At 73.8% G+C, this 22,635-nt stretch carries 23 protein-coding genes; 8 read left to right on the top strand and 15 right to left on the bottom strand.

Features of this window, described 5'->3' with window-relative positions; translation table 11 throughout:
- Positions 1–13: 13 nt before the first annotated feature.
- The 4 genes from ACZ6O2_RS07405 to ACZ6O2_RS07390 form a co-directional block, all read right to left on the bottom strand.
- Positions 14–523, bottom strand: coding sequence for a hypothetical protein (locus ACZ6O2_RS07405; protein WP_466022314.1), 510 nt, complete (start codon positions 521–523; stop codon positions 14–16).
- 103 nt (positions 524–626) lie between these two features.
- Entirely contained in the window at positions 627–1,910 is a 1,284-nt protein-coding gene (locus ACZ6O2_RS07400; protein WP_350701715.1) for an MFS transporter, read from the bottom strand.
- Between the two features lie 71 nt (positions 1,911–1,981).
- The gene (locus ACZ6O2_RS07395) at positions 1,982–2,431 is read right to left on the bottom strand and encodes a MarR family winged helix-turn-helix transcriptional regulator (RefSeq protein ID WP_350701717.1); all 450 of its coding nucleotides are present in this window, start codon (positions 2,429–2,431) and stop codon (positions 1,982–1,984) included.
- Positions 2,432–2,550: 119 nt separating this feature from the next.
- A complete protein-coding gene (locus ACZ6O2_RS07390) occupies positions 2,551–4,029 on the bottom strand; it encodes an NCS2 family permease (RefSeq protein WP_357702397.1) in 1,479 nt (492 codons plus the stop codon).
- Positions 4,030–4,117: 88 nt separating this feature from the next.
- Between ACZ6O2_RS07390 and ACZ6O2_RS07385 the strand changes: the two genes are divergently transcribed.
- The gene (locus ACZ6O2_RS07385) at positions 4,118–4,366 is read left to right on the top strand and encodes a DUF2530 domain-containing protein (protein WP_466022313.1); all 249 of its coding nucleotides are present in this window, start codon (positions 4,118–4,120) and stop codon (positions 4,364–4,366) included.
- 46 nt (positions 4,367–4,412) lie between these two features.
- Here the strand turns inward: ACZ6O2_RS07385 and ACZ6O2_RS07380 are convergent, their stop codons facing one another.
- A complete protein-coding gene (locus ACZ6O2_RS07380; protein WP_393257820.1) occupies positions 4,413–5,252 on the bottom strand; it encodes a DUF3027 domain-containing protein in 840 nt (279 codons plus the stop codon).
- Between the two features lie 87 nt (positions 5,253–5,339).
- Between ACZ6O2_RS07380 and ACZ6O2_RS07375 the strand changes: the two genes are divergently transcribed.
- Together ACZ6O2_RS07375 and ACZ6O2_RS07370 are read left to right on the top strand one after the other, a co-directional pair.
- A complete protein-coding gene (locus ACZ6O2_RS07375; RefSeq protein WP_466022312.1) occupies positions 5,340–6,989 on the top strand; it encodes an MFS transporter in 1,650 nt (549 codons plus the stop codon).
- Positions 6,986–7,636 (top strand): futalosine hydrolase, encoded by a 651-nt coding sequence (locus ACZ6O2_RS07370; RefSeq protein ID WP_466022311.1) that lies wholly within the window; start codon positions 6,986–6,988, stop codon positions 7,634–7,636. The genes ACZ6O2_RS07375 and ACZ6O2_RS07370 overlap by 4 nt, the downstream gene beginning before the upstream one ends.
- A gap of 89 nt (positions 7,637–7,725) precedes the next feature.
- Here the strand turns inward: ACZ6O2_RS07370 and ACZ6O2_RS07365 are convergent, their stop codons facing one another.
- On the bottom strand, positions 7,726–8,628 hold the full coding sequence (locus ACZ6O2_RS07365; RefSeq protein WP_466022310.1) for a GNAT family N-acetyltransferase: 903 nt from the start codon (positions 8,626–8,628) through the stop codon (positions 7,726–7,728).
- Positions 8,629–9,221: 593 nt separating this feature from the next.
- Here ACZ6O2_RS07365 and ACZ6O2_RS07360 point away from each other — a divergent pair.
- Complete coding sequence (locus ACZ6O2_RS07360) at positions 9,222–10,115, top strand: 1,4-dihydroxy-6-naphthoate synthase (RefSeq protein WP_350701730.1); 894 nt, start codon at positions 9,222–9,224, stop codon at positions 10,113–10,115.
- On the opposite strand, the gene ACZ6O2_RS07355 is transcribed toward ACZ6O2_RS07360, so the two are convergent.
- Together ACZ6O2_RS07355 and ACZ6O2_RS07350 are read right to left on the bottom strand one after the other, a co-directional pair.
- Complete coding sequence (locus ACZ6O2_RS07355; RefSeq protein ID WP_091098926.1) at positions 10,076–10,462, bottom strand: cold-shock protein; 387 nt, start codon at positions 10,460–10,462, stop codon at positions 10,076–10,078. The genes ACZ6O2_RS07360 and ACZ6O2_RS07355 overlap by 40 nt on opposite strands.
- Before the next feature lie 28 nt (positions 10,463–10,490).
- Positions 10,491–11,114, bottom strand: coding sequence for an HAD family hydrolase (locus ACZ6O2_RS07350; protein ID WP_350701732.1), 624 nt, complete (start codon positions 11,112–11,114; stop codon positions 10,491–10,493).
- Positions 11,115–11,201: 87 nt separating this feature from the next.
- Here ACZ6O2_RS07350 and ACZ6O2_RS07345 point away from each other — a divergent pair, with 87 nt between their 5' ends.
- Positions 11,202–13,685: a helicase-associated domain-containing protein gene (locus tag ACZ6O2_RS07345; protein WP_466022309.1), complete on the top strand. Its 2,484-nt coding sequence runs from the start codon at positions 11,202–11,204 to the stop codon at positions 13,683–13,685.
- A gap of 62 nt (positions 13,686–13,747) precedes the next feature.
- On the opposite strand, the gene ACZ6O2_RS07340 is transcribed toward ACZ6O2_RS07345, so the two are convergent.
- Together ACZ6O2_RS07340 and ACZ6O2_RS07335 are read right to left on the bottom strand one after the other, a co-directional pair.
- Entirely contained in the window at positions 13,748–13,996 is a 249-nt protein-coding gene (locus ACZ6O2_RS07340; protein ID WP_350701735.1) for a hypothetical protein, read from the bottom strand.
- Between the two features lie 132 nt (positions 13,997–14,128).
- Positions 14,129–14,995 (bottom strand): L,D-transpeptidase family protein, encoded by an 867-nt coding sequence (locus tag ACZ6O2_RS07335; RefSeq protein WP_466022308.1) that lies wholly within the window; start codon positions 14,993–14,995, stop codon positions 14,129–14,131.
- A gap of 176 nt (positions 14,996–15,171) precedes the next feature.
- On the opposite strand from ACZ6O2_RS07335, the gene ACZ6O2_RS07330 reads away from it, so the two are divergent.
- Positions 15,172–16,851: a DNA repair helicase XPB gene (locus ACZ6O2_RS07330; RefSeq protein WP_466022307.1), complete on the top strand. Its 1,680-nt coding sequence runs from the start codon at positions 15,172–15,174 to the stop codon at positions 16,849–16,851.
- Between the two features lie 365 nt (positions 16,852–17,216).
- Here the strand turns inward: ACZ6O2_RS07330 and ACZ6O2_RS07325 are convergent, their stop codons facing one another.
- From ACZ6O2_RS07325 to ACZ6O2_RS07315, 3 genes are all read right to left on the bottom strand, one after another.
- The gene (locus ACZ6O2_RS07325) at positions 17,217–17,426 is read right to left on the bottom strand and encodes a hypothetical protein (RefSeq protein WP_466022306.1); all 210 of its coding nucleotides are present in this window, start codon (positions 17,424–17,426) and stop codon (positions 17,217–17,219) included.
- Positions 17,427–17,608: 182 nt separating this feature from the next.
- Positions 17,609–18,205 (bottom strand): dihydrofolate reductase family protein, encoded by a 597-nt coding sequence (locus tag ACZ6O2_RS07320; RefSeq protein ID WP_466022305.1) that lies wholly within the window; start codon positions 18,203–18,205, stop codon positions 17,609–17,611.
- Positions 18,205–18,912 carry a TIGR03089 family protein gene (locus ACZ6O2_RS07315; protein ID WP_466022383.1) on the bottom strand — a complete coding sequence of 236 codons (708 nt, stop codon included), beginning with the start codon at positions 18,910–18,912 and terminating at the stop codon, positions 18,205–18,207. The genes ACZ6O2_RS07320 and ACZ6O2_RS07315 overlap by 1 nt, the downstream gene beginning before the upstream one ends.
- 150 nt (positions 18,913–19,062) lie before the next feature.
- Here ACZ6O2_RS07315 and ACZ6O2_RS07310 point away from each other — a divergent pair, with 150 nt between their 5' ends.
- The gene (locus ACZ6O2_RS07310; protein ID WP_466022304.1) at positions 19,063–19,629 is read left to right on the top strand and encodes a hypothetical protein; all 567 of its coding nucleotides are present in this window, start codon (positions 19,063–19,065) and stop codon (positions 19,627–19,629) included.
- Between the two features lie 35 nt (positions 19,630–19,664).
- On the opposite strand, the gene ligD (ACZ6O2_RS07305) is transcribed toward ACZ6O2_RS07310, so the two are convergent.
- Together ligD (ACZ6O2_RS07305) and ligD (ACZ6O2_RS07300) are read right to left on the bottom strand one after the other, a co-directional pair.
- Positions 19,665–20,576 carry a non-homologous end-joining DNA ligase gene (ligD, locus tag ACZ6O2_RS07305; RefSeq protein WP_466022303.1) on the bottom strand — a complete coding sequence of 304 codons (912 nt, stop codon included), beginning with the start codon at positions 20,574–20,576 and terminating at the stop codon, positions 19,665–19,667.
- Entirely contained in the window at positions 20,566–21,507 is a 942-nt protein-coding gene (gene ligD, locus ACZ6O2_RS07300) for a non-homologous end-joining DNA ligase (protein ID WP_466022302.1), read from the bottom strand. Before ligD (ACZ6O2_RS07300) ends, ligD (ACZ6O2_RS07305) begins: the two co-directional genes overlap by 11 nt.
- Before the next feature lie 85 nt (positions 21,508–21,592).
- On the opposite strand from ligD (ACZ6O2_RS07300), the gene ku reads away from it, so the two are divergent.
- Entirely contained in the window at positions 21,593–22,609 is a 1,017-nt protein-coding gene (gene ku / locus ACZ6O2_RS07295; protein ID WP_357452849.1) for a non-homologous end joining protein Ku, read from the top strand.
- Positions 22,610–22,635 lie beyond the last annotated feature (26 nt).

Genomic DNA, 22,635 nt, shown 5'->3' with positions numbered 1-22,635 from the left:
GCCGGCCCGCCGCTCAGTGGTGGCGCTGCCGGTGACCGGCCCGGGCGGCGGGCAGGGTCAGCCCGGCGGCGTGCAGGAGGCCCTCCACCCGGACCCGCTCCAGCTCCAGGTCGACGCCCTCCAGCTCGGTGAGGTGCTCGGTGATGCCGAGCGCCCGGCAGGCCAGCCGGAGCCGGTCGTCGTACGCCCGGAGCACCGTGCCGTGCCAGACCGGCTGCCGGCCATCGGTGCTGGCGCCCTGGCCGCGCAGGCGCCGCAGGTCGGCGGCGAGTTGCTCCAGCGGGCGCCGTTCGGGCCGGTCGAAGTCGGTGAGGTCGATGTCGCGGGTCAGCGCGTCGGCCTCGACGGCCCGGTCCAGCCGGGCGATGGTGCGCCGCTCCCGCCGGCGCTCCCGCCACTCGGCCCACCCGCAGGCGACCCGGTCGATGATCTCGTCGGCGCAGAAGACCGCGGCGATCACCGCCGGCAGGCTGGCCACGCCCACGAAGGCCAGGACCAGCAGCACCCCGCGTCCGACCTCCACGCATCGACGCTAAGCCCGATCCCCCCGGGCCGCCACCGGATTGGCCGCATCCACGCCATCCGCGGGATGGGACGGATCGTCCCACCCCGGGCGGCGAGGGCGGTCAGCAGTCGGTGGAGGTGACGTAGAAGCGCGGCATCGGCAGGATGCGGAAGCGCAGCCGGGCGCCGGCGCGGCGGAGCTGCCAGGTGAGCGCGATCAGGGCGGTGGCCAGCGAGACGAGCCCGCCGATCCAGATGCTGGCGCCCGCGCCGTAGGTCTCCGCCACCCAGCCGATCAGCGGCGCGCCGACCGGGTTGGTGCCGAGGAACACCAGCACCCACAGGGCCATCACCCGGCCCCGGAAGGCGGCGTCCGTCCCGAGCTGGACCCGCTGGTTGGCGGCCTGGGCGAAGAACACCATGAAGAACCCGGTGGGCAGCAGGAGCGCCACCACCATCCAGTACGCCGAGGCGAGCCCGACCAGGGTGCCGAAGCTGGCGCAGCCGACCGCGGCGCCGAGGACCACCCAGACCGACGGGCGGCTGCGCCGCCCGGTGCCGGCCAGCGCCCCGACCAGCGCGCCGACCGCCAGCGCGGTGCTGAACAGCCCGAACGAGGCCGCCCCGGTCTGGAACACGGTCTTGGCGAGCGCGGCCAGGGTGAGCTGGAAGTTGAACAGCGACATGCCGATCACCGACATCACCGCCATCGGCAGCAGCAGGTCGGGGCGGCGCCAGACGTAGCGCAGGCCGTCGACGACCTTGGCCGAGGCCCGCTCGTCGCGCGGCGGCAGCGCCTCCCGGTGCAGCTCGGCCGGGCGCATCCGGACGACGTTGACCAGCGGGGCGATCGAGCTGAGCGCGGTGAACAGGAAGACCGGCCCCACGTCGAACGCGGCGATGGCCAGGCCGGCGGCGGCGGGCCCGACGATCCGGGCGGAGTTGAACACGGCCGCGTTCAGCGAGAGCGCGTTCGGCAGCAGCGACGTGCCGACCAGCTCCGAGACGAACGCCTGCCGGACGGGGGTCTCCACGGCGTTGGCGACGCCGAGCAGGGCCGCGAACGCGAACACGTGCCAGAGCTGCACGAGGCCGGTGATCACCAGCAGGCTCATCGCGAGCGCCAGCACGGTCCAGAACGCGTTGGCGACGAAGAGCAGCATCCGCTTGTCGTAGCGGTCGGCGAGCCGCCCGGAGAGCAGGGTGAGCAGCAGGACGGGAGCGAACTGGAGGGCGGTGACCACGCCGAGCGCGGTGGCGGAGTTGTCGGAGAGCTCGAGGACCAGCCAGTCCTGGGCGATGAACATCATCCAGACGCCGATCAGCTTGATCAGTTGCCCGGATGCGAAGAGCCGGTAGTTGCGGACCTGTAGGGACTGGAACATCGTGCTCAGCTTCGCCTGCACTCTTTGTGCGCCTCCTCGCGGTCGTACGCGTCATCGACGGCGGACGGCGCGGTGGGTGCGAGGCGCGCGGGTCAGGCGCGGGCGAGCTGCTGAAGGATCTCGGCGGCCTGCCGCAGGGTGTCCCGTTCTGCTTCGGTCAGCTCGGCCAGCCGGTGGGCCAGCCACTCGTCGCGGACGCGCTCGAACTGGTCGAGCACCGCCCGTCCCCCCTCTGTCGCCGCGAGGATGACCTGCCGGCCGTCGGTCGGATGGGGGGTGCGCTGCACGAGGCCGCGCTCCTCCAACTTCGCGACGATCTTGGTCATCGTCGGCGGCTGCACCCGTTCGACGTCGGCCAGTTCCCGGGGCGTCAGCGCGCCCGCCAGCTGGAGGCTGGTGAGCGCGGAGAGCTGGGTGACCGTGAGGTCGCCGACCGGCCGGGCCTGGCGGACCCGTCGGTTGAGTCGGGTGATCGCATCACGCAGCTGTGGTGCGAGCTGCGCCGGTGGCACGCGTTTCGCCGTCACCGTCCGCTCCGTCACGATAGTTAGCTTAACTAATGAGCCTGGCTAATGAGCTGCGATATGACCATGGTCACGAGAAGTTTGCCCTGCTCCGGGCCGGCTACCCGATTCGGTCACCGGCCCGGAGCGGAGGGTGGTCAGAGCACCAGGGACTCGATCGGCCCGCGCAGGAAGTACAGCACGAAGAGGGCGGCCACCCCGTACAGCAGGGGGTGGATCTCCCGGGCCTTGCCCTTGGCGAGCTTCACCACCACGTAGGTGATCAGGCCGGCGCCGATGCCGTTGGAGATCGAGTACGTGAAGGGCATCAGGACGATCGTGAGGAACGCCGGGATGGCGATCTCGTAGTCGGACCAGTCGATCGTCCGCACCGCGGTCATCATCAGGAAGCCGACCACCACCAGCGCGGTGGAGGCCGCCTCGAACGGCACCACCACGACCAGCGGCGCCAGGAACATCGCCAGCAGGAACAGGCCGCCGGTGACCAGGTTGGCCACGCCGGTGCGGGCGCCCTCCGCCACACCGGCGGCGCTCTCGATGTACGACGTGTTGCTCGACGTGCTCGCCGCACCGCCGGCCGCCGCCGCGATCGAGTCGACCAGCAGGATCTCCTTGGCCCGCGGCGGGGTGCCCCGCTCGTCGAGCATGCTCCCCTCCTGCCCGACCGCGACCATCGTGCCCATGGTGTCGAAGAAGTCCGTGATCAGCAGGGTGAACACGAACATGAGGACGACGAGCCAGCCGGCCCGGCTCCACGAGTCGAACACGTTGAAGTTGCCGAGCAGCGACAGGTCCGGCACGTCCAGCCAGGTCTTCGGCAGCTCGGGGACGTTCAGCGCCCAGCCCTTCGGGTTCGGCTTGCCGTCGACGAAGGACGGCCCGATGTTCGCCACCGCCTCGACGACGACCGCCAGCACGGTGGAGCCGAGGATGCCGATCAGGATCGCGCCCTTGACCCGGCGTACCAGCAGCACCACGGTCAACAGCAGGCCCACCACGAAGACCAGCATCGGCCAGCTGCCGAGGGTGCCGTCGAAGCCCAGGCCGACGGGGACGGTGGTGTTCGCCGAGTCCGGGACGCGGCGGACGAAGCCGGCGTCGACCAGCCCGATGATGGTCAGGAAGAGGCCGATGCCGACGCCGATCGCCGTCTTCATCTGCGTCGGCACCGAGCGGAACACCGCCGTGCGCAGGCCGGTCAGCACCAGCACCGCGATGATCACACCCTCGATCACCACGAGGCCCATCGCGTCCGCCCAGGTCATCTCCGGGGCGATCTCGTACGCGACCAGCGCGTTGACGCCGAGGCCGGCGGCGAGCGCGATCGGGAACCGGCCGACGACGCCCATCAGGATCGTCATCAGGCCGGCGACCAGGGCAGTGGCCGCCGCGAGGGCGGGGATGGGGAGCTTCTGGCCGTCGCCGTCGACGGCACCACCGATGATGAGCGGGTTGAGCACCACGATGTACGCCATCGTGAAGAAGGTCGCCAGGCCACCGCGTACCTCGCGGCTCATCGTCGAGCCACGGGCGGAGATCTCGAAGAACCGGTCGAAACCGTTACGCGGGTGAGCCGGATCGGGTGGTGTTCCGTTGTCGGGTGGTGCTACTGCCATCAGGTCCTCGCAGGTGATCTTCCGTTGTCGCGCCGCATCGTCGCAGATCACCGGCCAGCAGCGAAAGTTGATCGCGTACGCTTGCCGCGTGCCGAAGGAGCAGCCGCCGCGACCCGAGCCGCTCGACCCGCCGATGGTGCCGTTCGCCCTCGCCGGGATGGCGGCCTGGGCCCTCGCCGGGTTGGTGTTGCTCGTCTTCTTCCGCGGCTGGCTGACCGCGCACGGTCACCAGGACTGGTTGTGGATCTGCCTGGCCGGTTTCCTGTGGGGTTTCCCCGGTCTCGCCGTGATGATGCGGCACGACGCCAACCGACGCCGCCGCCGCGCCGGCCACTGACCTGCGACGACGCCGCGCCGCCGGCCCGTCAGGGGTGGCCGGTCCGTCAGGGGTGGCCGTACGGCTCCGCCGGCTCCGCGGCCTCCACCGAGCCCGGCGCCCGGCTGACCGACACGGGCTCCACCGCACTGTCGTCGTAGACCGTCGGCATCTCGTCGACCGGGGTGTCGGCGGCCTCGATCAGGGTCTCCGAGTGCGCGCCGCAGCCGTGGTCGGCGCTGACCACCCGGCCGTCGTCGGGGGCGTAGAAGTTGCCGCAGGCGCCGAAGGACTGCCGCAGGGCGCCGGCGAGCGGCAGGTAGAAGCCGCAGGTCCCGCAGCGGGCGGCGGCGGGAGCGGCGACCGAGATCGCGGCGGAGGGGCCGTGGTCGCCGTCGTACCAGCGCTGGGCGGCCTCACTGCGCCCCTCCCGGGAGAGCACCCGGGCCCGGCCGAGCCCCAACTCCCAGGCGGTCTCCTCGACCGCCGGGTCGTCGGAGAGCACGTAGCCGGGCTGGAGCCGCTCGTCGTCCGCCGGGGTGGGCAGCAGGTCGCCGGGACCGAGGTCGCCCGGCTTGAGCCGCTCCTGCCAGGGCAGCCAGCCGGGCGCGAGCATCGCGTCCGCGCCGGGAAGCAGCACCGTCTCGCAGACGGTGACGTGCCGGCTGCGGGGCACCCGGGTGACGGTGACCGCCCACCGCCAGCCGCGGTAGCCGGCGAGCCGGCACTCGAAGTAGTGGGTGACGAGCCGGTCGCCCTCCGCGACGGCCTGCAGGTGGTCGCCGATGTCCGAGGCGTCGACCTCGGTGATGGCGTCGCGCGCCACCTCGACGGCAGCGGCGCAGACCTGGTCGAGACGAGCGGCGCGGGCGGAGGCGGGCCTGGTCACCCGACCATTGTTCCCCATGCGTACGGCCGACCGACAGGCACCCGCCGAGGACGTTCTGGCGCAGTGGTGCGGCGTGCGCGGACCGGATGGGCGAGGATGGTGGGCATGCCGCTGTTCTCCCGCTCCGGGCGGTCCGTGCTCGGGCAGACCGTCGGCACCGGCATCAAGGCCGTCCGCCTGCTGTTCCGGGGCTCGGTCAGCGGTGGGCGCTGGATGACCCGCCGGGCCGGCCGGGCCCGCGCCCGGGGCGCCGGGGACGAGGTCGGCATGGTCCGCCTCTTCGACCTGCACGCGGTCTCCTGCGCCGGGGACACGCTGATCGCCATCGGCCTGGCCGGGACGATCTTCTTCAACGTCCCGCTCGGCGAGGCGCGCAGCAAGGTCGCCCTCTACCTGCTGGTGACCATGGTGCCGTTCGCCATGCTCGCCCCGGTGGTGGGCCCGCTGCTCGACCACTTCCGGCACGGCCGGCGGTACGCGCTGGCCGCCACCATGCTCGGCCGGGCCTTCCTGGCCTGGCTGATCTCCGACTACATCCACGGCTTCGGCCTCTACCCGGCGGCCTTCGGCGTGCTGGCGCTCTCCCGCGCGTACGGGGTGGCCCGCTCCGCGGCCGTGCCCCGGCTGCTCCCGGAGGGACTCGGGCTGTCCCAGGTGGGTGCCCGGGCCAGCGTCTACGGCACGGTGGCCGGCGCGCTGGTCGCCCCGATCGGCCTGGCCGCCTTCTGGTTCGGGCCGCAGTGGCCGCTCCGGGTGGCCTCGGTCATCTTCCTGGTCGGCATGGTGATCTCCCTGCGGCTGCCCCCGAGGGCCGACTCGGAGCCGCCGGAGCGGGTGCCCCGGCCGCTGCGGGCGCTGGGTCGCCGCACCGGGGACCGCCCGCTGGGCCGGGGGCGACCGGCGGGCCGGCTCGTGATCGCCACCCTGATCGGCGCCGCGACGCTGCGCGCGGTCTACGGCTTCCTGTTGCTCTTCCTCGCGTTCGCGATCAAGGCGGGCGACCTGACCACCGTGGCCTTCGGTCGGGACCTCGGCGACGAGGCGGCGCTGGGCCTGGTCGGCGCGGCGCTCGCCGTGGGCACCTTCCTGGCCACCGCGGTCGGCACCCGGCTGCGCATCCACCGACCCGCCGCGATCCAGTCCAGCGGCATGGTCGTCGTCGCCGGGGTGGCGATCCTCGCCGCGTTGAAGTTCTCGCTGCCCATGGTCGCCCTGCTCTGCCTGGTCGCCGCGCTGAACAGCGGCATCGCCAAGCTCGCCGTGGACGCCTCGATCCAGGAACGCATCCCGGAGCGGCTGCGGGCCAGCTCCTTCGCCCACTCGGAGACGGTGCTGATGCTCGCCTTCGTCGCCGGGGGCGGGCTGGGGCTCGTACCCTTCGACGGCCGGATCGGGATCGCCGTCGTCGCCGTCGTCGGCACCGTGGCCGCCGCCCGGGGCCTGGTGGTGGCCGGCCGGCTGCGCGCGGAGCGCCTGCTCGGCCGGCCGCTCGGCGACGACGAGCTGGCCGACGGGACCGACGGAACCGACCCCGACGCCCCGGGCACCGTCGACGCGGGTTCCCCCGACCCGGAGGCCGGGCGCCGACACGACCCCACGCCCACCTCCCCCGCCCCGACGCAGGGCGGCTCTCCGCTGGACGACCCCGGCCTGGCACCGCCGGGCTACCACATCTACCGGCCCTCGTCGGCCGTCGGCGGGCCGGGCGGGACGGACGACGAGACCCGTCGGGAGCCGCAGGGGCCGCTCTCGTGACCGCTCTGCTGGTGGTCACGGCGGTCCCCGCCGAGGCCGAGGCGATCCGCGCCGGCCTCGCCGACCAGACGACCACGGTGCTGCCGGTGGGGGTCGGCCCGGCCGTCGCCGCCGCGACCACGACCCGGCTGCTGGTGCTCGCCGAGGCCGCCGGCCGGCCCTACGGCGGCGTGGTCAGCGCGGGCGTGGCGGGGGGCTTCGCCGGCCGGGTGGAGGTGGGCGCCACGGTGCTGGGCACCGTGTCCGTGGCCGCCGACCTCGGCGCCGAGTCGCCGGCCGGCTTCATTCCGGTGGACGAGCTGGGCATGCCCGCGGACTGGCTGGGTGGCAGCACCGCGCTCGCCGCCGACCCGGGCCTGCTCGCCCGGCTGCGGGCCGCGCTCCCGGCGGCCACCGTCGGCCCGGTGCTAACCGTCAGCACGGTCACCGGCACCGCCGCCAGCACCGACGCGCTGCGCCGGCGGCACCCGGACGCGGTCGCCGAGGCCATGGAGGGGTACGGGGTGGCCGTCGCCGCCGCCCAGGCGGGCCTCCCGTTCGTCGAGCTGCGTACCGTCTCCAACCCGATCGGCCCCCGCGACCGCGACGCGTGGCGCATGCGCGAGGCGCTGGCCGCCCTGACCACCGCCGCCGCCGCCCTGACCTGACCCGTCCAACCTGCCCGGCCTGCCTTCCCGCCGCCTGCCTGCCGCACGGTGGCCTGCCTGCCCGCCCGCTGCCTGCCCGCACAGGACCGTCAGCCCGTGACCGCCGGCCGACGGTCGAGCCGCAGCGACCACGGTCGGCACGCCTCCAGTTCGTAGCCGCAGGCGAGCAGGAAGTCGCTCCCGCCGGCCCCGGCGGTCGCGAGCACGGTGCGGATACCGGTCCTGTCCATCTCCTCCGCGAGGAGCTGGAGCAGCCGGCGGCCGATGCCCAGGAAGCGCAGCTGGGGTGCCACCACCACACCGTCCAGCACCATCTCCCGCCGGCCGCCGACGTCCTCACCCAGCAACAGGTCCTCGCTCCGTTCGTGCGCCCGCAACTCGCCGACCGGCCCGCCACCGGGCAGTTCGGCCACGAATCGCCAACACCCGTCCGGCACGTCCTCGGTCACCCGGCGAAACCTCACGGCGGCGCGAAGCCGCTCCCGTACCCGTCGCTCGTCGCGCCGCCCGCGGTCGAGGTCGTACGTCCGCTCGGGCACCCGCACCGGCCACTGTTCCGGCGGTACGCACCAGTGCCCCCACCACGCGCCCGGCCAGTCCTTCAGCGTCCGGACCTCCCGGACGTCGAGGTGCGCGGGATAGCGGCGACCGCCCTCGTCGCGTCGTCCGTCGTGTGGGACGGCCGGCAGCACCGCGAGGGTGCCCGGCTCGACCGAGGACAGCGTGCTGGTTCTCGCGATGTCATCTGGGACGGCGTCTGCCATGTCGGGCCCGGCGTCTCGGACACCGACCACCAGTTCCCCGCCGGCGGCCCGGACCAACCGCTCCACCGTCCGCAACCTCGGATCGGCTCCCGGACCGGATTCGATCCGCGCCACGGTGCTCTTGGGCACGCCCGACCGCCGCGCCAGTTCCCGCTGGCTCAGGTCTGCCTGGCGCCGCAGTGCGCGCAGCGCCGCCCCCACGTCGATCGGCCCGCTCCGCTCCGTCACACCTCGATCGTCGCCATGGAGTGGGCCGACTTCAACAACAGCCGCCCACCTGTGGAAAAGCCTGTGGATAACCGCATGGTTGTGTGCAGCCGGAGGCTCTTGGGCGGACCACCACGCCCGAGCCGAGCTGCCTCCCGTCGACCCGCAGCCCGGCCGAGCCGAGCTGGCGCCGGTCTGCCCGTAGCCGCCGCCGCGGAAGCCGTGCGTGGTCGCTGTCGAGCTGCCCCGCCCATGAGACCACCGGTGCGTACCGGCCCAGCCCTTCTGGCCGGGGCGTGCCCCATCTGTGAGGGCAGCTCGACAGGGGCCGAACGGGGCATGGTGACGCCACCGACGGGGCCGGCTCGACACCGTTACCCGGTGTCGCCACCGACGGCCCGCTCGACACCGTGCCTCGTGTCCCTGTGGCCCGTGGCCCGTGGCCCGTGGCCCGTGGCCCTATCGTCGCGTGAGGCCGGCGGAGCGCGGCTCGGCACCGTGGGTGTGTCCCGGTCCCGTCGCGCCCGTCGCGGAGGGCTTCACGTCGCGGGGCAGGTCACAGTCGCGGGTACCGGGCGGAGCCGGCCCGCGGCGGGCGGGGATACCGTGGGGGCGTGGCGCTCTCGCTGGCGATCTCGCCCTGCCCCAACGACACGTTCGTCTTCCACGCCCTGGTGCACGGCCTCGTGCCCGACGCGCCGCCGGTGGAGGTGACGTACGCCGACGTCGACGTGACCAACACGGCCGCCGAGCGGGGCGCGTTCGACCTGGTGAAGGTGAGCTACGCCGCGCTGCCGTGGCTGTTGGAGGACTACCACCTGCTGCCCTGCGGCGGGGCGCTCGGCCGTGGCTGCGGCCCGCTGGTGCTGACCAGGGGCGACGGCGCCGGCCGACCCGACCGCCCGGGCGGCGCGGGGCACGCCGACCGCGCTGGCCTCGCCGACCGGGCTGACCTCACCGGCGCGACCGTGGCGGTGCCCGGCGACCGGACGACGGCGTACCTGCTCTTCCGGCTCTGGGCGGCGGACCGGCCGCCGGCGCGGATCGAGGTGGTGCCGTTCCACGAGATCATGCCGGGCGTGGCCGCCGGCCGGTACGACGCCGGCCTGGTCATCCACGAGGCCCGCTTCACCTACCCGCGGCACGGCCTGACCGCCCTGGTGGACCTGGGCGAGTGGTGGGAGGCCGACACCGGCCTGCCCATCCCCCTCGGCGCCATCCTGGCCCGGCGCGGCGCGGTGGACCCGGAGGCCGCCGCCGGGTGGATCCGCGAGTCGGTCCGCCGGGCCTGGGCCGACCCGGCGGCGAGCCGCGACTACGTGCTGGCGCACGCGCAGGAGATGGAGCCCGACGTGGTGGACCGACACATCGGCCTCTACGTCAACGAGTTCACCGCCGACCTGGGGGACGCCGGGTTCGCCGCCGTGGAGGCGCTGCTCGGTCGGGCCGCCGCCGCCGGGCTGGTGCCTCAGACCTCCAGCTCGCGCGCGACGGCGTGGACCAGCTGAGCGATCTTCTGCGCGGTCTTGCGGTCGGGGAAGCGGCCCCGGCGCAGGTCCGGCTGCACCTTCGCCTCCAGCACCTTGATCATGTCCTCGACGAGGCCGTGCAGCTCCTCGGCCGGCCGGCGGCGCAGCTCCGCCACCGACGGCGGGGCGTCGAGCAGCTTGACCCCCATCGCCTGCGCGCCCCGGCGGCTGTCCACCACGCTGAAGTCGACCCGCTGACCGCCCTTGAGGTCGGTGACACCCGCCGGCAGCGCGGTCTTGGGAAGGAACACGTCGCCACCCTCGTCGCTGGTGACAAATCCGTATCCCTTGGCCGCGTCAAACCACTTCACTCGACCCGTCGGCACCTGAGAACCCCTGCTTCGCTTGAGACGTCTACTGCCCCAAGGCTAGCCGGATCATCCCGTCCAGCGCCGCCGGGAATCCGGTGAGATCATCCAGCACCGCCTCCGCCCCGGCGGCGCGGAGTTCGTCGGCCGAACACGGGCCGGTCGCGACGGCGATGCCGGGCACGCCCGCCGCCCGCGCGGCCACCATGTCGGCCACGTGGTCGCCGACGTAGTGCGTGGCGCCGTGCTCGCGCAGCGCGGTCGCCTTCTCCTCGGCGAACAGGTCGCCGGCCAGCTCGTCGACCGCCAGTCCGAGGTGGTCGAGGTGCAGCCGGGCCAGGCGGCCCAGCTTGGAGGTGACCACCAGCACCCGGCCGCCGCGGGCGCGGATCGCGTCGATCGCCTCGCGGGCGCCGGGCAACGGGACGGTGGGCGTGATCGCGTACGCCGGGTAGAGCTCGCGGTACGTGCGGACGGCCGCGTCGACCTGCTCCGGCGGGAACCAGCGGGCGATCTCGGTACGCAGCGGCGGGCCGAGCCGGGACACGGCGGCCTCAGCGTCCACGTGCACCCCCGTCAGGGCGGTCAGCGCCCGGTAGGTCTCGGCGATGCCGGGGCGCGAGTCGACCAGGGTCATGTCGAGGTCGAAGCCGACCGTGAGTGCGGGCATGCGCAGAAACCTACCCGCCCGTCCGCACGGGTCAGCCGGACGTCCGAGGGGCGGGAAGACCCCCTGCCGGGCTAGCGTGGAACGACGATGACCACCTCACTCGCCGACCACCTGCGGTCGCTGCCCGACGAGTCGCTCGCCGCCCTCCTCCAACTGCGGCCGGACCTCGTGGTGCCCGTGCCCGCCGACGTCTCCGCGCTCGCCATCCGGGCCCAGTCCCGGGTCTCGGTGGCCCGCGCGCTCGACGGGCTCGACCAGTTCACCCTGCAGATCCTGGACGCCGCCCGGCTCACCCGGGACCCGGCCGAGGGCACCACCTCCACCGCCTCGGTCCTCGCCATGGCCACCGCCGGCCCGCACCCGCCCGCCCCCACCTCCGTCCGCACCGCCGTGAACCGGCTGCGGGCGCTCTTCCTGTTGCACGGCCCCGAGAGCGCCCTGCGCGTGGTGGAGAGCGTCGACGAGGTCTCCCCGTACCCGGCGGGGCTGGGCCGGCCGGCGGCGGAGCTGGACCCGCGGGCGGCGGCGCTCTGCGCGGACCCGGCGAAGCTGCGGCGGACGCTGCTGGCCGCGCCACCCTCGGCCCGGGCCATCCTGGACCGGCTGGCCGCCGGCCCGCCGGTGGGCAGCGTGCCGGCGGGCGCGTTGCAGGCGCCGCCGGTCGGCGCGGAGGACGACCTGCCCCCGGACCCGACCAACGGCGGCGCGCCGACCGGCTCGCCGGTGCGCTGGCTGGTCGACCACCACCTGCTGGTGCTGGTCTCCGGCCCCAACAAGGCCAGCGCCACCGGCACCGTCGAGCTGCCCCGGGAGGTCGGCCTGCTGCTGCGCCGGGACAGCGGCCCGCTCGGCCCGCTGCGGACCAGCCCGCCGCCGGTGGCCACGCCGCCGCGCGAGCCGAAGGCCGCCGACTCCGCCGGGGCCGGGCAGACCATGGAGGCGGTACGTCACACCGAGGCGCTGCTGGAGCAGCTCGCCGCCGAGCCGGCGCCCGTGCTGCGCTCCGGCGGCCTGGGCGTGCGCGACCTGCGCCGCCTGGCCCGCGCGGTCGGGGTGGACGAGCCGACCGCCGCCCTGCTGCTGGAGGCGGCGTACGCGGCGGGGCTGATCGGCGAGGTGGACCTGCCCGGGGCCACCACCACCCGCTACGGGGCCGACCAGCAGGTGCTGCCCACCGCCGGGTACGAGGTGTGGCGGGCCGGCACGCTGGCGCAGCGCTGGGAGCAGCTCGGCCGGGCCTGGCTGACGATGACCCGGCAGGTCGGGCTGATCGGGCAGCGCGACGACCGGGACCGGCCGATCACCGTGCTCTCGGCCGAGGCGGAACGGGCCGGGGCGCCGGCCGCCCGACGCGCGGTCCTCGGGGTGCTCGCCGGCCTGGAGCCCGCCACCGCGCCCACCCCCGAGGAGGTGCAGTCGCTGCTCGACTGGCGGGCGCCGCGGCGCAGCCGGGGGCGGGAGGCCGCGCACCGCGAGGTGCTGACCGAGGCGGCGACGCTGGGCGTGACCGGGCTGGGGGCGCTCACCTCGTACGGGCGGCTGCTGCTCGCCGACGTCACCGCCACCGACGAGCGGGGCGGGGACGACCCGCTCGGGCTGCGCGCGGACGCCGAGGACGGCGACGGGACCGGCGCGGTGCGCGCGCTGGACGCGTTGCTGCCCGCCCCGGTCGACCACTTCCTGGTGCAGGCCGATCTGACCGTCGTGGTGCCCGGCCCGCCCGACCCGGCCCTCGCCGCCGAACTGGAGGTGGTGGCCGAGCACGAGTCGGCCGGCGGCGCCAGCGTGCACCGGGTCACCCCGGCCAGCGTGCGCCGGGCCCTGGACGCCGGCTACTCGGCCGACGACCTGCACGCCCTGTTCCGGCGCCGGTCCCGCACCCCGGTCCCGCAGGGGCTGACGTACCTGGTGGACGACGTGGCCCGCAAGCACGGCGGGCTGCGGGTCGGCTCCGCCGGGGCGTACGTGCGCAGCGACGACGAGGCGCTGCTGACCGAGGTGCTCGCCGACCGGCGGCTGGAGTCACTGGCGCTGCGCCGGCTCGCGCCGACGGTGCTGTCGACCCCGTACCAGGTGGGCCGGATGCTCACGGCCCTGCGCGAGGCCGGGTACGCCCCGGTGCCGGAGGACGCGAGCGGGGCGGCGGTGCTGTCCCGCCCGAAGACCCGCCGGGCCCCGGCCCGGGTGTCGGTGACGACCCGGACCCTCGATCCGCTGACCGCGCCGAAGTTGTCCATGCCCCGCCTGCTGGGCGTGGTGGAGCAGATCCGGCGCGGCGACGCGGCGGCCCGGGCGGCGCGGCGCGCGCCGGCGGTGGTCCGGGGCGGTGCGGCGCGTACCGGGCCGGCGCCGGTGCACACCCACAGCGACGCCCTCGCCGTGCTCCAGCAGGCGGTGCGGGACAAGGCGCTGGTCTGGGTCGGGTACGTCGACGCGCACGGGGCGACCGCGTCCCGGCTGGTCCGGCCAGTCTCGATCGGCGCGGGTTACCTGCGCGCCGAGGACGAGCGCACGGAGATGCTGCACACCTTCGCCCTGCACCGGATCACGGCGGCGGTGCTGGAGGACTGAGCGCCGGCGCCCGTCCGCCCACGGGTCGTTCCTCTGGCAGGACCGGCGGGCCTCGGGCCGGGTCAGCGCCGGCTGCGGCGTACCGTCCCGACGACGGAGACGATCAGCAGCAGCGCGAACCCGGCGCCGGCCGACTCGCCGACCGAGTCGACGAAGCCCTGTTCGAGCACCAGCCAGCCGAAGAGGAACCAGCCGAGGAGCACCGCCGCGGCGGCCGCGTACGCGACGACGGTGACGGTGGAGACCCCCTCGTCCGGTGACCGGTCGCGCTCGGCGCTGTGCTCCGGTCTCGCTTCCCGGTCGACCGTCATCTCCAGCCTCCCCGTCCGTCCGACGCGTGGCCTTCCAGCGTGTCACTCGGGTGACCGGAGTGACAGGGGATAAAACCCCGATCGGACGACATGTGCGACGCGGACGGGCCGGGGCCCCGGGGCGGCGGCGGATCAGGTGCCGGGGCGCCGCCCGACCACCACCACCCGGCTGCCGACCTTGCCCAGCTCCCAGTACCGGACCGCGTCGGCGTGCAGCAGGTTGACGCAGCCGTGCGAGCCGATCGCCTTGTTGTGCAGGTAGGTCGTGGTCTCGTGGAAGCCCATCCCCTGCGTGAAGTGCTGCCAGTACGGGAGCCAGACCTCGTACGGGTCGGACCACTCCTTGATGTTGCGATAGTTGATCTTGAAGGTGCCGGCCGGGGTGCGGTAGCCGGGCATGCCCGTCCGGGTGACCGTCGGCTTCACGAGCACCTTGCCGTTGCGCATCACCCAGGTCGTCTGCCGGGTCAGGTCGATGCAGAAGGTGGTGCCCGAGCCGGCCTTGCAGCGCGCCGTGTCGGTGGTGGCGAGCCGCTTCGCCACGTCGTGGGTGGTGGGCCCCGCGCGGCCGTGGGCGGGGCGGATGTCGTACCGCTTCTGGAACTTCTTGATCGCGGCGCAGTCGGCGGCGGACTGGCGGCCGTCCACGGTCAGCGTCCCGAACCCGCCCAGCCGGGCGAGGTACGCCTCCACCGCGCGCTGGTGCTCCCCCTGCGGGCAGCCGGCGGCCGACGGCGACGTGGTGGGCTTCGGCGCGGGCCGGGTCGGCCTCGGGCGGTTCGGCGCGGGCTTCACCGCCGGCTTCGCCGTCGCCGTGCCGGCCCGCTGGTCCGGCCCGGGCGCACCGCTCGCCCCCGTTAACTGCTCCGTGGCACCGACCGGGACGGGACCCCCGCCCCCACCTCCGTCGGCCCGCGGCTCGAACGTGCACGCACCGGCACCGACCAGCGTGGCCACTGCCAGGGCGACGAGCCGGGTGGTGATCCGGACGTGTTTCATGGCGCCTCCCGTGACAGGTGTCCTATTGCTAGACGTTGCGAGTGCCGTTCCGGTTGCGCCCCGTGTCCAGATTTTTCTGGCGTCACCCGGATACGTGCAACACTGGTGGGTCGGCCCGGGGCGGGTCAGTCACCTCCCGGACAGCCGGCGACCCGAGGCGGAGGAGAGGCACTGGCGTGAGCGGTGGACCCCTGATCGTGCAGTCGGACAAGACCCTGCTGCTGGAGATCGACCACCCCGACGCGCAGGCGTGCCGGATGGCCATCGCGCCCTTCGCGGAGCTGGAGCGCTCCCCGGAGCATGTGCACACCTACCGGCTGACCCCGCTCGGGTTGTGGAACGCGCGCGCCGCCGGCCACGACGCCGAGGCCGTGGTGGACGCGCTGATCAAGTATTCGCGGTACCCGGTGCCGCACGCGCTGCTGGTCGACGTGGCCGAGACGATGGACCGGTACGGCCGGCTCCAACTCGCCAACGACCCGGCGCACGGCCTCGTCCTGCGGGCCCTGGACCGCATGGTGCTGATCGAGGTCGCCAAGAGCAAGAAGCTCGCCGGCATGCTCGGCGCGAAGATCGACGACGACACGATCGCGGTGCACCCGTCCGAGCGGGGCCGGCTCAAGCAGGCGCTGCTCAAGCTGGGCTGGCCGGCGGAGGACCTGGCCGGCTACGTCGACGGCGAGGCGCACCCGATCGAGCTGGCCGAGACCGGCAAGGACGGCGGCAGGCCGTGGACGCTGCGGTCGTACCAACGGGAGGCCGTGGAGGCGTTCTGGGCCGGCGGGTCGGGCGTGGTGGTGCTCCCCTGTGGCGCGGGCAAGACGCTGGTCGGGGCGGCGGCGATGGCCGAGGCGAAGGTCACCACGCTGATCCTGGTCACCAACACGGTCGCCGGGCGGCAGTGGAAGCGCGAGCTGATCGCCCGCACCTCCCTGAGCGAGGAGGAGATCGGGGAATATTCGGGCGAGCGCAAGGAGATCCGCCCGGTCACCATCGCCACGTACCAGGTGCTCACCTCGCGGCGCGGCGGAGCGTTCACCCACCTGGACCTGTTCGGCGCCCGCGACTGGGGCCTGGTCGTCTACGACGAGGTACACCTGCTGCCCGCGCCGATCTTCCGGTTCACCGCGGACCTCCAGGCCCGCCGCCGGCTGGGGCTGACAGCGACGCTGGTCCGTGAGGACGGCCGGGAGGGCGACGTGTTCAGCCTGATCGGCCCGAAGCGGTACGACGCGCCGTGGAAGGACATCGAGTCGCAGGGCTGGATCGCCCCGGCCCAGTGCACCGAGGTACGCGTGACGCTCACCGACGCGGAGCGCATGTCGTACGCGACGGCGGAGGCCGAGGAGCGCTACCGGATGGCGGCGACCGCCCGCACGAAGCTGCCCGTGGTCAAGGCGCTGGTGGACCGGCACCCGGGCGAGCAGACGCTGGTGATCGGCGGCTACATCGAGCAGTTGCACCAGCTCGGCGAATACCTCGACGCGCCGATCGTGCAGGGCTCGACCACCAACAAGGAACGGGAGCGGCTCTTCGACGCGTTCCGCTCCGGGGAGATCCGCACCCTGGTGATCTCGAAGGTCGGCAACTTCTCCATCGACCTGCCCGAGGCGGCCGTGGCGATCCAGGTCTCCGGCACGTTCGGCTCGCGGCAGGAGGAGGCGCAGCGCCTCGGGCGGGTGCTGCGGCCCAAGGCCGACGGCCGGCAGGCGCACTTCTACACCGTCGTCTCCCGGGACACCATCGACACCGAGTACGCCGCCCACCGCCAGCGCTTCCTCGCCGAGCAGGGGTACGCGTACACGATCGTCGACGCCGACGACGTCCTCGGCCCGAAGCTGCCGACGGTCGACTGACTCCCGTCACCGGACAGACCTCGCGGGAATCGCACGTCCCTCCGGTCGGTGTGGCGGGCCTGGCGCCGGCTCAGCGGTGTGGCCCGACGCTGACGAATGACTGATCTCTGCCCGGGTACGCGGGCTGCGATACCGGCGACGGATTCGGGCCCGTGGCCCGCACCACCATCACGCTGGGCCACGGCCCGGCGCGGAATCGCGATGGCCGACCCGACATACGCGAGAAGAGGCATGCGATGAGGGACAGGATCCTCCAAGCTCTGAAGAGGCAGACAAAGTCGATCATGGTGCGCCGCAGGCGCAGGGATTCCATGATCAGCAAGCGGGGCCGCTCCAGAAGGCCCGGCAGGCTCTTCCAATAAGGCTCAGCGCCGCGTCGAGCCGGGCGGCGTCACCGTCTCGGCCGAGGACCAGCAGGGCGTACGCCACTGGGTCTTCTGCGACCGCACGCTGCCCGGCGGCGCGCGGTGCGCCCTGCCGGCCGACCACACCGCGCCCTGCTCCCGCCGACCCTGGCGGACCCGCAACCACCCCGAGCAGAAGACGACCCCGCCGCCCAGCCGCCGCCCGACCACACGCTGCTCCGGCCAGATCTTGGACGGTTTCCGTTCGTTTGGAACGACAACTGTCCAAGATTGCCAAAGGCGGCCGGGGGCGGGAGCGGCGCAGCGTGTGGCGATGTGGTTCCGGCCGGTGGGCCATTGGGTCCGTGGGCGAGCCGGTGCTGACGGGGCCCGTGCTCGGGACTGCCGGGCGGCTACGGCCGGCGGACCCGGTAGTAGAGGTGGGTGACCTGGTCGCCCTCGATGACGGTCGGCCCGGTCAGCTCGACCGGCGGGTGACCGAGATGGTCGAAGAACGGCACCCCGCCGCCGAGCAGGACCGGCACGAGGTTGACCCGGATCTCGTCCAGCAGCCCGGCGTCGAGGCACTGGCGGGCGATGGTGCCGCCGTTGACCCCGACCCAGCGGCCGCCGGCCAGCTCTCGGGCCTGCGCGACGGCGGCCTCGATGCCCTCGGTGACGAAGGTGAACGGCGCGTCCGGCCGGGGCCAGCCGTCCGGCACGTGGTGGGTGACCACCACGACCGGCTTGTCCAGGGGGTGCCTGCCGTCCCAGCCGCCGATCAGGTCGAAGAGTCGCCGGCCGACGACCAGGGCGCCGGTCTCGTCCATGGTGCGGCGCACGTGGCCGGCGCTCGCCGGGGAGGTGCGGAACGTCATGTCCGGCTTGGCGGTCGGCACGGGGACGTCGCCGTTCTCGTACCAGCGGAAGAGCAGGTCGAAGCCGCTCTCGTCCGGCCCGGAGATGTAGCCGTCCAGCGACATGCTCGCCTCGGTGTAGACCCCGCCCATCAGAGCACCCGGGTGATCTGCTCGGCGGCGATCCGGGCGTCCAGCGTCGCCGGGTCGAGGTTGGCGCAGAGCACCACCGACGCGCCGACGGCCAGCGGCGCCAGCAGCCAGTACACGGGCTGCTCGTGCTCGGCGACGTCGACCAGCAGCCGGTCGCCGGCCCGCAGGTCGAGCCGCTCCGCCACGGCCCGCGCGACGCTGCCCCACTGGCGGTAGCTCGTGCCGTCCGGGCTGGCCGCGTCGGCGCTGGTCAGCGGGGCGGACGCGGGCAGCGCGTCGGTGTGCCGGCCCACCTCGGCGAGCCAGTCCAGGTAGCCCAGGGGCACCTCCGTCGACGGGGCGGACCCCAGCCCGAGGACGTAGCGGTGCCGGGCCTCGGGCACGTCCTCCAGCCAGTCGTCCAGCCGCTTCGCGCTGACGAAGACCGCGTCGAACGGCTCGTTGTCGCCCGGCCCGAGCTGCGGCAGCCCGGCGGTCGCCCGGGGACGGAACGACACCGCCACCCCGGCCGACCAGGCGCCCAGCAGCACGGCGGCGGTCTGCCAGTGGGCCGGGAGCAGCACCGCCGCCCGGTCGCCGACGCCCAGCCCGCAGCCCTCGCGCAGCAGCCCGGCGGCCCGCGCCGCCCAGCCGCCCAGCTCCGTGGCGGTCAGGTCGACCCGCTCACCGGTCGCGTCGTCGAGGTACGTCAGCAGCGGCCGGTCCATCTCTGTGGGCCGGTCACCGGTCGGCGACTCCCGGACGAGGGCATCGGTCAGGATCATCACGCACTCCTCGGGCAGGCTCAGGCCACCCTACTCAACCAGCGTCGGCCCGGCATTCGACTGACGCGCCCGTCGCCGGAGATCACCGCAATCATGGCCGGACGACCCGTCGACGTCGCACAGCCCGAGCACCCGTTCTGGGCCGAACTCGCCCAGGCCAGGGCCCATCCACGACTGCAGATCGCCGACGACGGCGTCGCGTCCCTGCTCGCCATGGTGTGGCTCACCGAGGCGGAGCTGAACGGGCCACGGGTCGCCCGACCCACCGCGGCGCCCTCGCTCGCCGACGGCGAGGTCGACAACACCTCCTGGCGGGCGAGGCACAGCGTGTACGGTTCCCTGTGGCTGGTGCCCCGCGACGACCCCAACGCAGGCGTGCCACCGGTGAGTTTCCCGTCCGACGGCGACGCCTACGTCGACGTGCCGGACAGGTTCGACGTCTTCCACGCCGAACACCTGGGCGGCACCGACATGTCCCCCGACGGAGTGCGCGACGGCCTGTCGCCCTGGTACGTCGAGGTGTGCCGACTGGGCGGCATCAGCTTCGGCGGCGACCTGGACATCGCCCTGGACCTCGAAAACGACGCCTTCCTCGGCGACTGGAGCACCGCTGTGCGGATCCCGGGCACCGCTGCCGGTCAACCGACGTCGCCACGTTGAGCCAGCGGCAGGGCGCACGCGGGACCCGCTGACCGTCACACCGGCAGCTCGGGGCCACCGTCGAGCAGCGGGGCGAGCAGGTCTCCGTCCTTCTCCACCCGCTTGAGCACCTCGCTCGCCACGTACGGCTTGGTGGCCGGCCGTTTCCCGGCCGCGCCCGCCGCGACCTCGTCCCACGTCAGCGGGGTGGACACGGACGGCACCGACTGGGCCCGCAGCGAGTACGGCGACACGGTCGTCTTGGCCGCGTTGTTCTGGCTCCAGTCGATGAAGACCTTGCCGGGCCGCAGGTTCTTCGCCATCTTCGACACGACCAGTTTCGGGTGCGCCCGTTCCAGTTCCTGGGCGATCCGTTTGGCGTAGGCCGACACGTCCTCGGCGTCCTGCGTGCCGGCGATCGGGCAGCAGAGCTGCATGCCCTTCTTCCCGGACGTCTTCGGGTAGCTGTCGATGCCGTCCTCGGCGAGCCGGTCCCGCATCAGCAACGCCACCTGGCAGCACTGGCGCAGCGCCGCCGGCGGCCCCGGATCCAGGTCGACGACCATCATGTCCGGGTGCTCGCCGATCTTCCACTGTGGGGTGTGCAGCTCCAGCGCGGCGAGGTTGGCCAGCCAGACCAGGGTGGGCAGGTCGTCGGCGACCACGTAGTCGATGGTTTCCCGGCCCTTGCTCGACCCGGGCGCGGGCAGCGTCTCGGTGCGTACCCAGCCGGGGGTGGCGGCCGGGGCGTTCTTCTCGAAGAACGAGCCGCCGGTGACCCCGTTGGGGAAGCGGATCCGGGTCAGCGCCCGGCCTTGCAGGTGCGGCAGGAGCACCGGGGCGATGCGGGTGTAGTAGTCGATCACCTCGCCCTTGGTGAACCCCGCGTCGGGATAGAGCACCTTGTCCAGGTTGGACACCTCCAGCGAACGCCCCTCGACGTCCACCTTCAACCGCTCACCCGGCATCGTCGACCTCCTCGGCGGGCTTGTCCGGTCGCAGCCGGAGCACCCGGGGGAACCGCAACCGCCCGTCCGGGGTGCGCTGGCCGTACTTCACCTCCACCACGACCCTCGGGGTTACCCAGATCGCGCCCCGCGCATCCTCGCGCGGCAGGGCGTCGGCGAACGGCGAACCGCCGGTGCGCAGCGGCTCCAGCTCGCGGAGCAGTTCCCGCTCGATGGCCGCGCCGATGCCGCCACCGACCCGCCCCCGGTAGGTGAGCCGCCCGTCCGGGCGCGGCACCCCGACCAGCAGGCCGCCGATCTTCCGCGCCCCGGGCCGCCAGCCGCCGACCACGAAGTCGCCGGTCACCTCCAGCTTGACCTTCACCCAGTCCGGCGAGCGCACCCCCGGGCGGTAGACCGAGTCGACCCGCTTGGCCATCACCCCCTCCAGGCCGTGCTCGCCCGCCGCCTCGTAGGTGGCCAGGCCGTCCGGGAAGACCGGCGACACCGCCCACCGGGCGCCGCCGAGCGCGAGCCCGTCCAGGGCCTCCCGCCGGCGGGCGTACGACCGGCCGGTCAGGTCCTCGCCGTCGAGCCGGAGCAGGTCGAAGATCATGTACGTCACCGGGATGGTCGCCGCCAGCCGGGCGGCCTTGTTCCGGTCGCGGACGTGCATCCGCTCCGCCAGGGCGGTGAACGAGGGCTGGCCGTGCTCGCCGAGCAGCACCACCTCGCCGTCGAGCAGCGCGTCGCCCACCTGCTTCTGGAGGGTGGCCAGCTCGGGGTACGCGACGGTGATCTCGACGCCGGAGCGGGCGTACAGGTGCTGCCGGCCGCCGGAGATGTCGGCGAGCGCGCGGACGCCGTCCCACTTGAACTCGTACGCCCAGCCGGCACCCGCCGGGAGCTGCCCGGTCATCGCGAGCATCGGCTTGAGCGGCGCGCCGGGCACCTCACGACTGTACTTGCCCACGGAAGCGCTCGCGTGGCCTTCGATCTTTTGGGATCCTGGGCAGTACCGGCGAGAGGAGCACGGGATGCGGGCCATCTGGAAGGGAGCGGTCTCGTTCGGGCTGGTCTCGATCGGGGTGCGGGTCTACTCGGCCACCGAGGAGAAGGACATCCGCTTCCACCAGGTGCACCGGGACGACGGCGGCCGGATCCGTTACAAGCGCACCTGCCAGGTCTGCGGCGAGGAGGTCACCTACGACGACATCGCCAAGGGCTACGACATCGGCGGCGGCGAGATGGTGATCCTGACCGACGAGGACTTCGCCGACCTGCCGCTGTCCACCTCGCACGCGATCGACGTGCTGGAGTTCGTCCCCGCCGAGCAGGTCGACCCGATCCTCTACAACAAGGCGTACTTCCTGGAGCCGGAGGGCACCGCCACCAAGCCGTACGTGCTGCTACGCGACGCGCTCGCCGACTCGGAGCGGGTGGCGATCGTCAAGGTGGCCCTGCGCCAGCGGGAACAGCTCGCCACGCTGCGGGTCCGGGAGGGCGTGCTGCTGCTCAACACGATGCTCTGGCCGGACGAGATCCGTAGCCCCGACTTCGGCTTCCTGGACGAGGACCTGAAGGTCCGCCCGCCGGAGCTGGCCATGGCCAGCTCGCTGATCGACTCGATGGCCGGCGAGTTCGAGCCGGACGCGTTCACCGACGACTACCGGGCGGCCCTCCAGGAGGTCATCGACGCGAAGGTGGAGGGCCGCGAGGTGGTCCAGCCGGAGGAGGTCGAGGAGGCCCCGGCGGCGGCGGTGGACCTGATGGCGGCGCTGAAGGCGTCCGTGGAGCGGGCCAAGGCCGCCCGGGGCGAGGCGCCGGCCGGCGGTGGCGGCGAGCCGACCCCGATCTCGGCGGCCCGTTCCGCCCAGAAGAAGGCGGCCGAGAAGAAGGCGGCCAAGGCGCCGGCCAAGAAGGCCGCCGAGAAGAAGGCGGCGCCCAAGAAGACGGCCGCGAAGAAGGCAGCCCCGAAGAAGGCCGCCGAGGGCGAGAAGAAGCCCGCGGCGAAGAAGGCGGCCCCGAAGAAGGCGGCCCGCAAGACCGCCTGACCCGCGCCGGCCCGCGTCCCCCGGCC

Source organism: Micromonospora sp. NPDC048040 (assembly GCF_055587185.1).
The sequence above is the reverse complement of the archived record's forward strand: the minus strand, read 5'-3'. Positions and strand labels throughout refer to the sequence as shown.

Coding starts and splice junctions, on each gene's coding strand:
- ku (WP_357452849.1), top strand. CDS start 21,593: ATGCGGGCCATCTGGAAGGGAGCGGTCTCGTTCGGGCTGGTCTCGATC.
- ACZ6O2_RS07380 (WP_393257820.1), bottom strand. CDS start 5,252: ATGGGGAACAATGGTCGGGTGACCAGGCCCGCCTCCGCCCGCGCCGCT.
- ACZ6O2_RS07350 (WP_350701732.1), bottom strand. CDS start 11,114: ATGCCCGCACTCACGGTCGGCTTCGACCTCGACATGACCCTGGTCGAC.
- ACZ6O2_RS07320 (WP_466022305.1), bottom strand. CDS start 18,205: ATGGGCGGGGTCTACACCGAGGCGAGCATGTCGCTGGACGGCTACATC.
- ACZ6O2_RS07310 (WP_466022304.1), top strand. CDS start 19,063: ATGGCCGGACGACCCGTCGACGTCGCACAGCCCGAGCACCCGTTCTGG.
- ACZ6O2_RS07390 (WP_357702397.1), bottom strand. CDS start 4,029: ATGGCAGTAGCACCACCCGACAACGGAACACCACCCGATCCGGCTCAC.
- ACZ6O2_RS07335 (WP_466022308.1), bottom strand. CDS start 14,995: ATGAAACACGTCCGGATCACCACCCGGCTCGTCGCCCTGGCAGTGGCC.
- ACZ6O2_RS07315 (WP_466022383.1), bottom strand. CDS start 18,912: ATGGACCGGCCGCTGCTGACGTACCTCGACGACGCGACCGGTGAGCGG.
- ACZ6O2_RS07340 (WP_350701735.1), bottom strand. CDS start 13,996: ATGACGGTCGACCGGGAAGCGAGACCGGAGCACAGCGCCGAGCGCGAC.
- ACZ6O2_RS07345 (WP_466022309.1), top strand. CDS start 11,202: ATGACCACCTCACTCGCCGACCACCTGCGGTCGCTGCCCGACGAGTCG.
- ligD (WP_466022303.1), bottom strand. CDS start 20,576: ATGCCGGGTGAGCGGTTGAAGGTGGACGTCGAGGGGCGTTCGCTGGAG.
- ACZ6O2_RS07375 (WP_466022312.1), top strand. CDS start 5,340: ATGCCGCTGTTCTCCCGCTCCGGGCGGTCCGTGCTCGGGCAGACCGTC.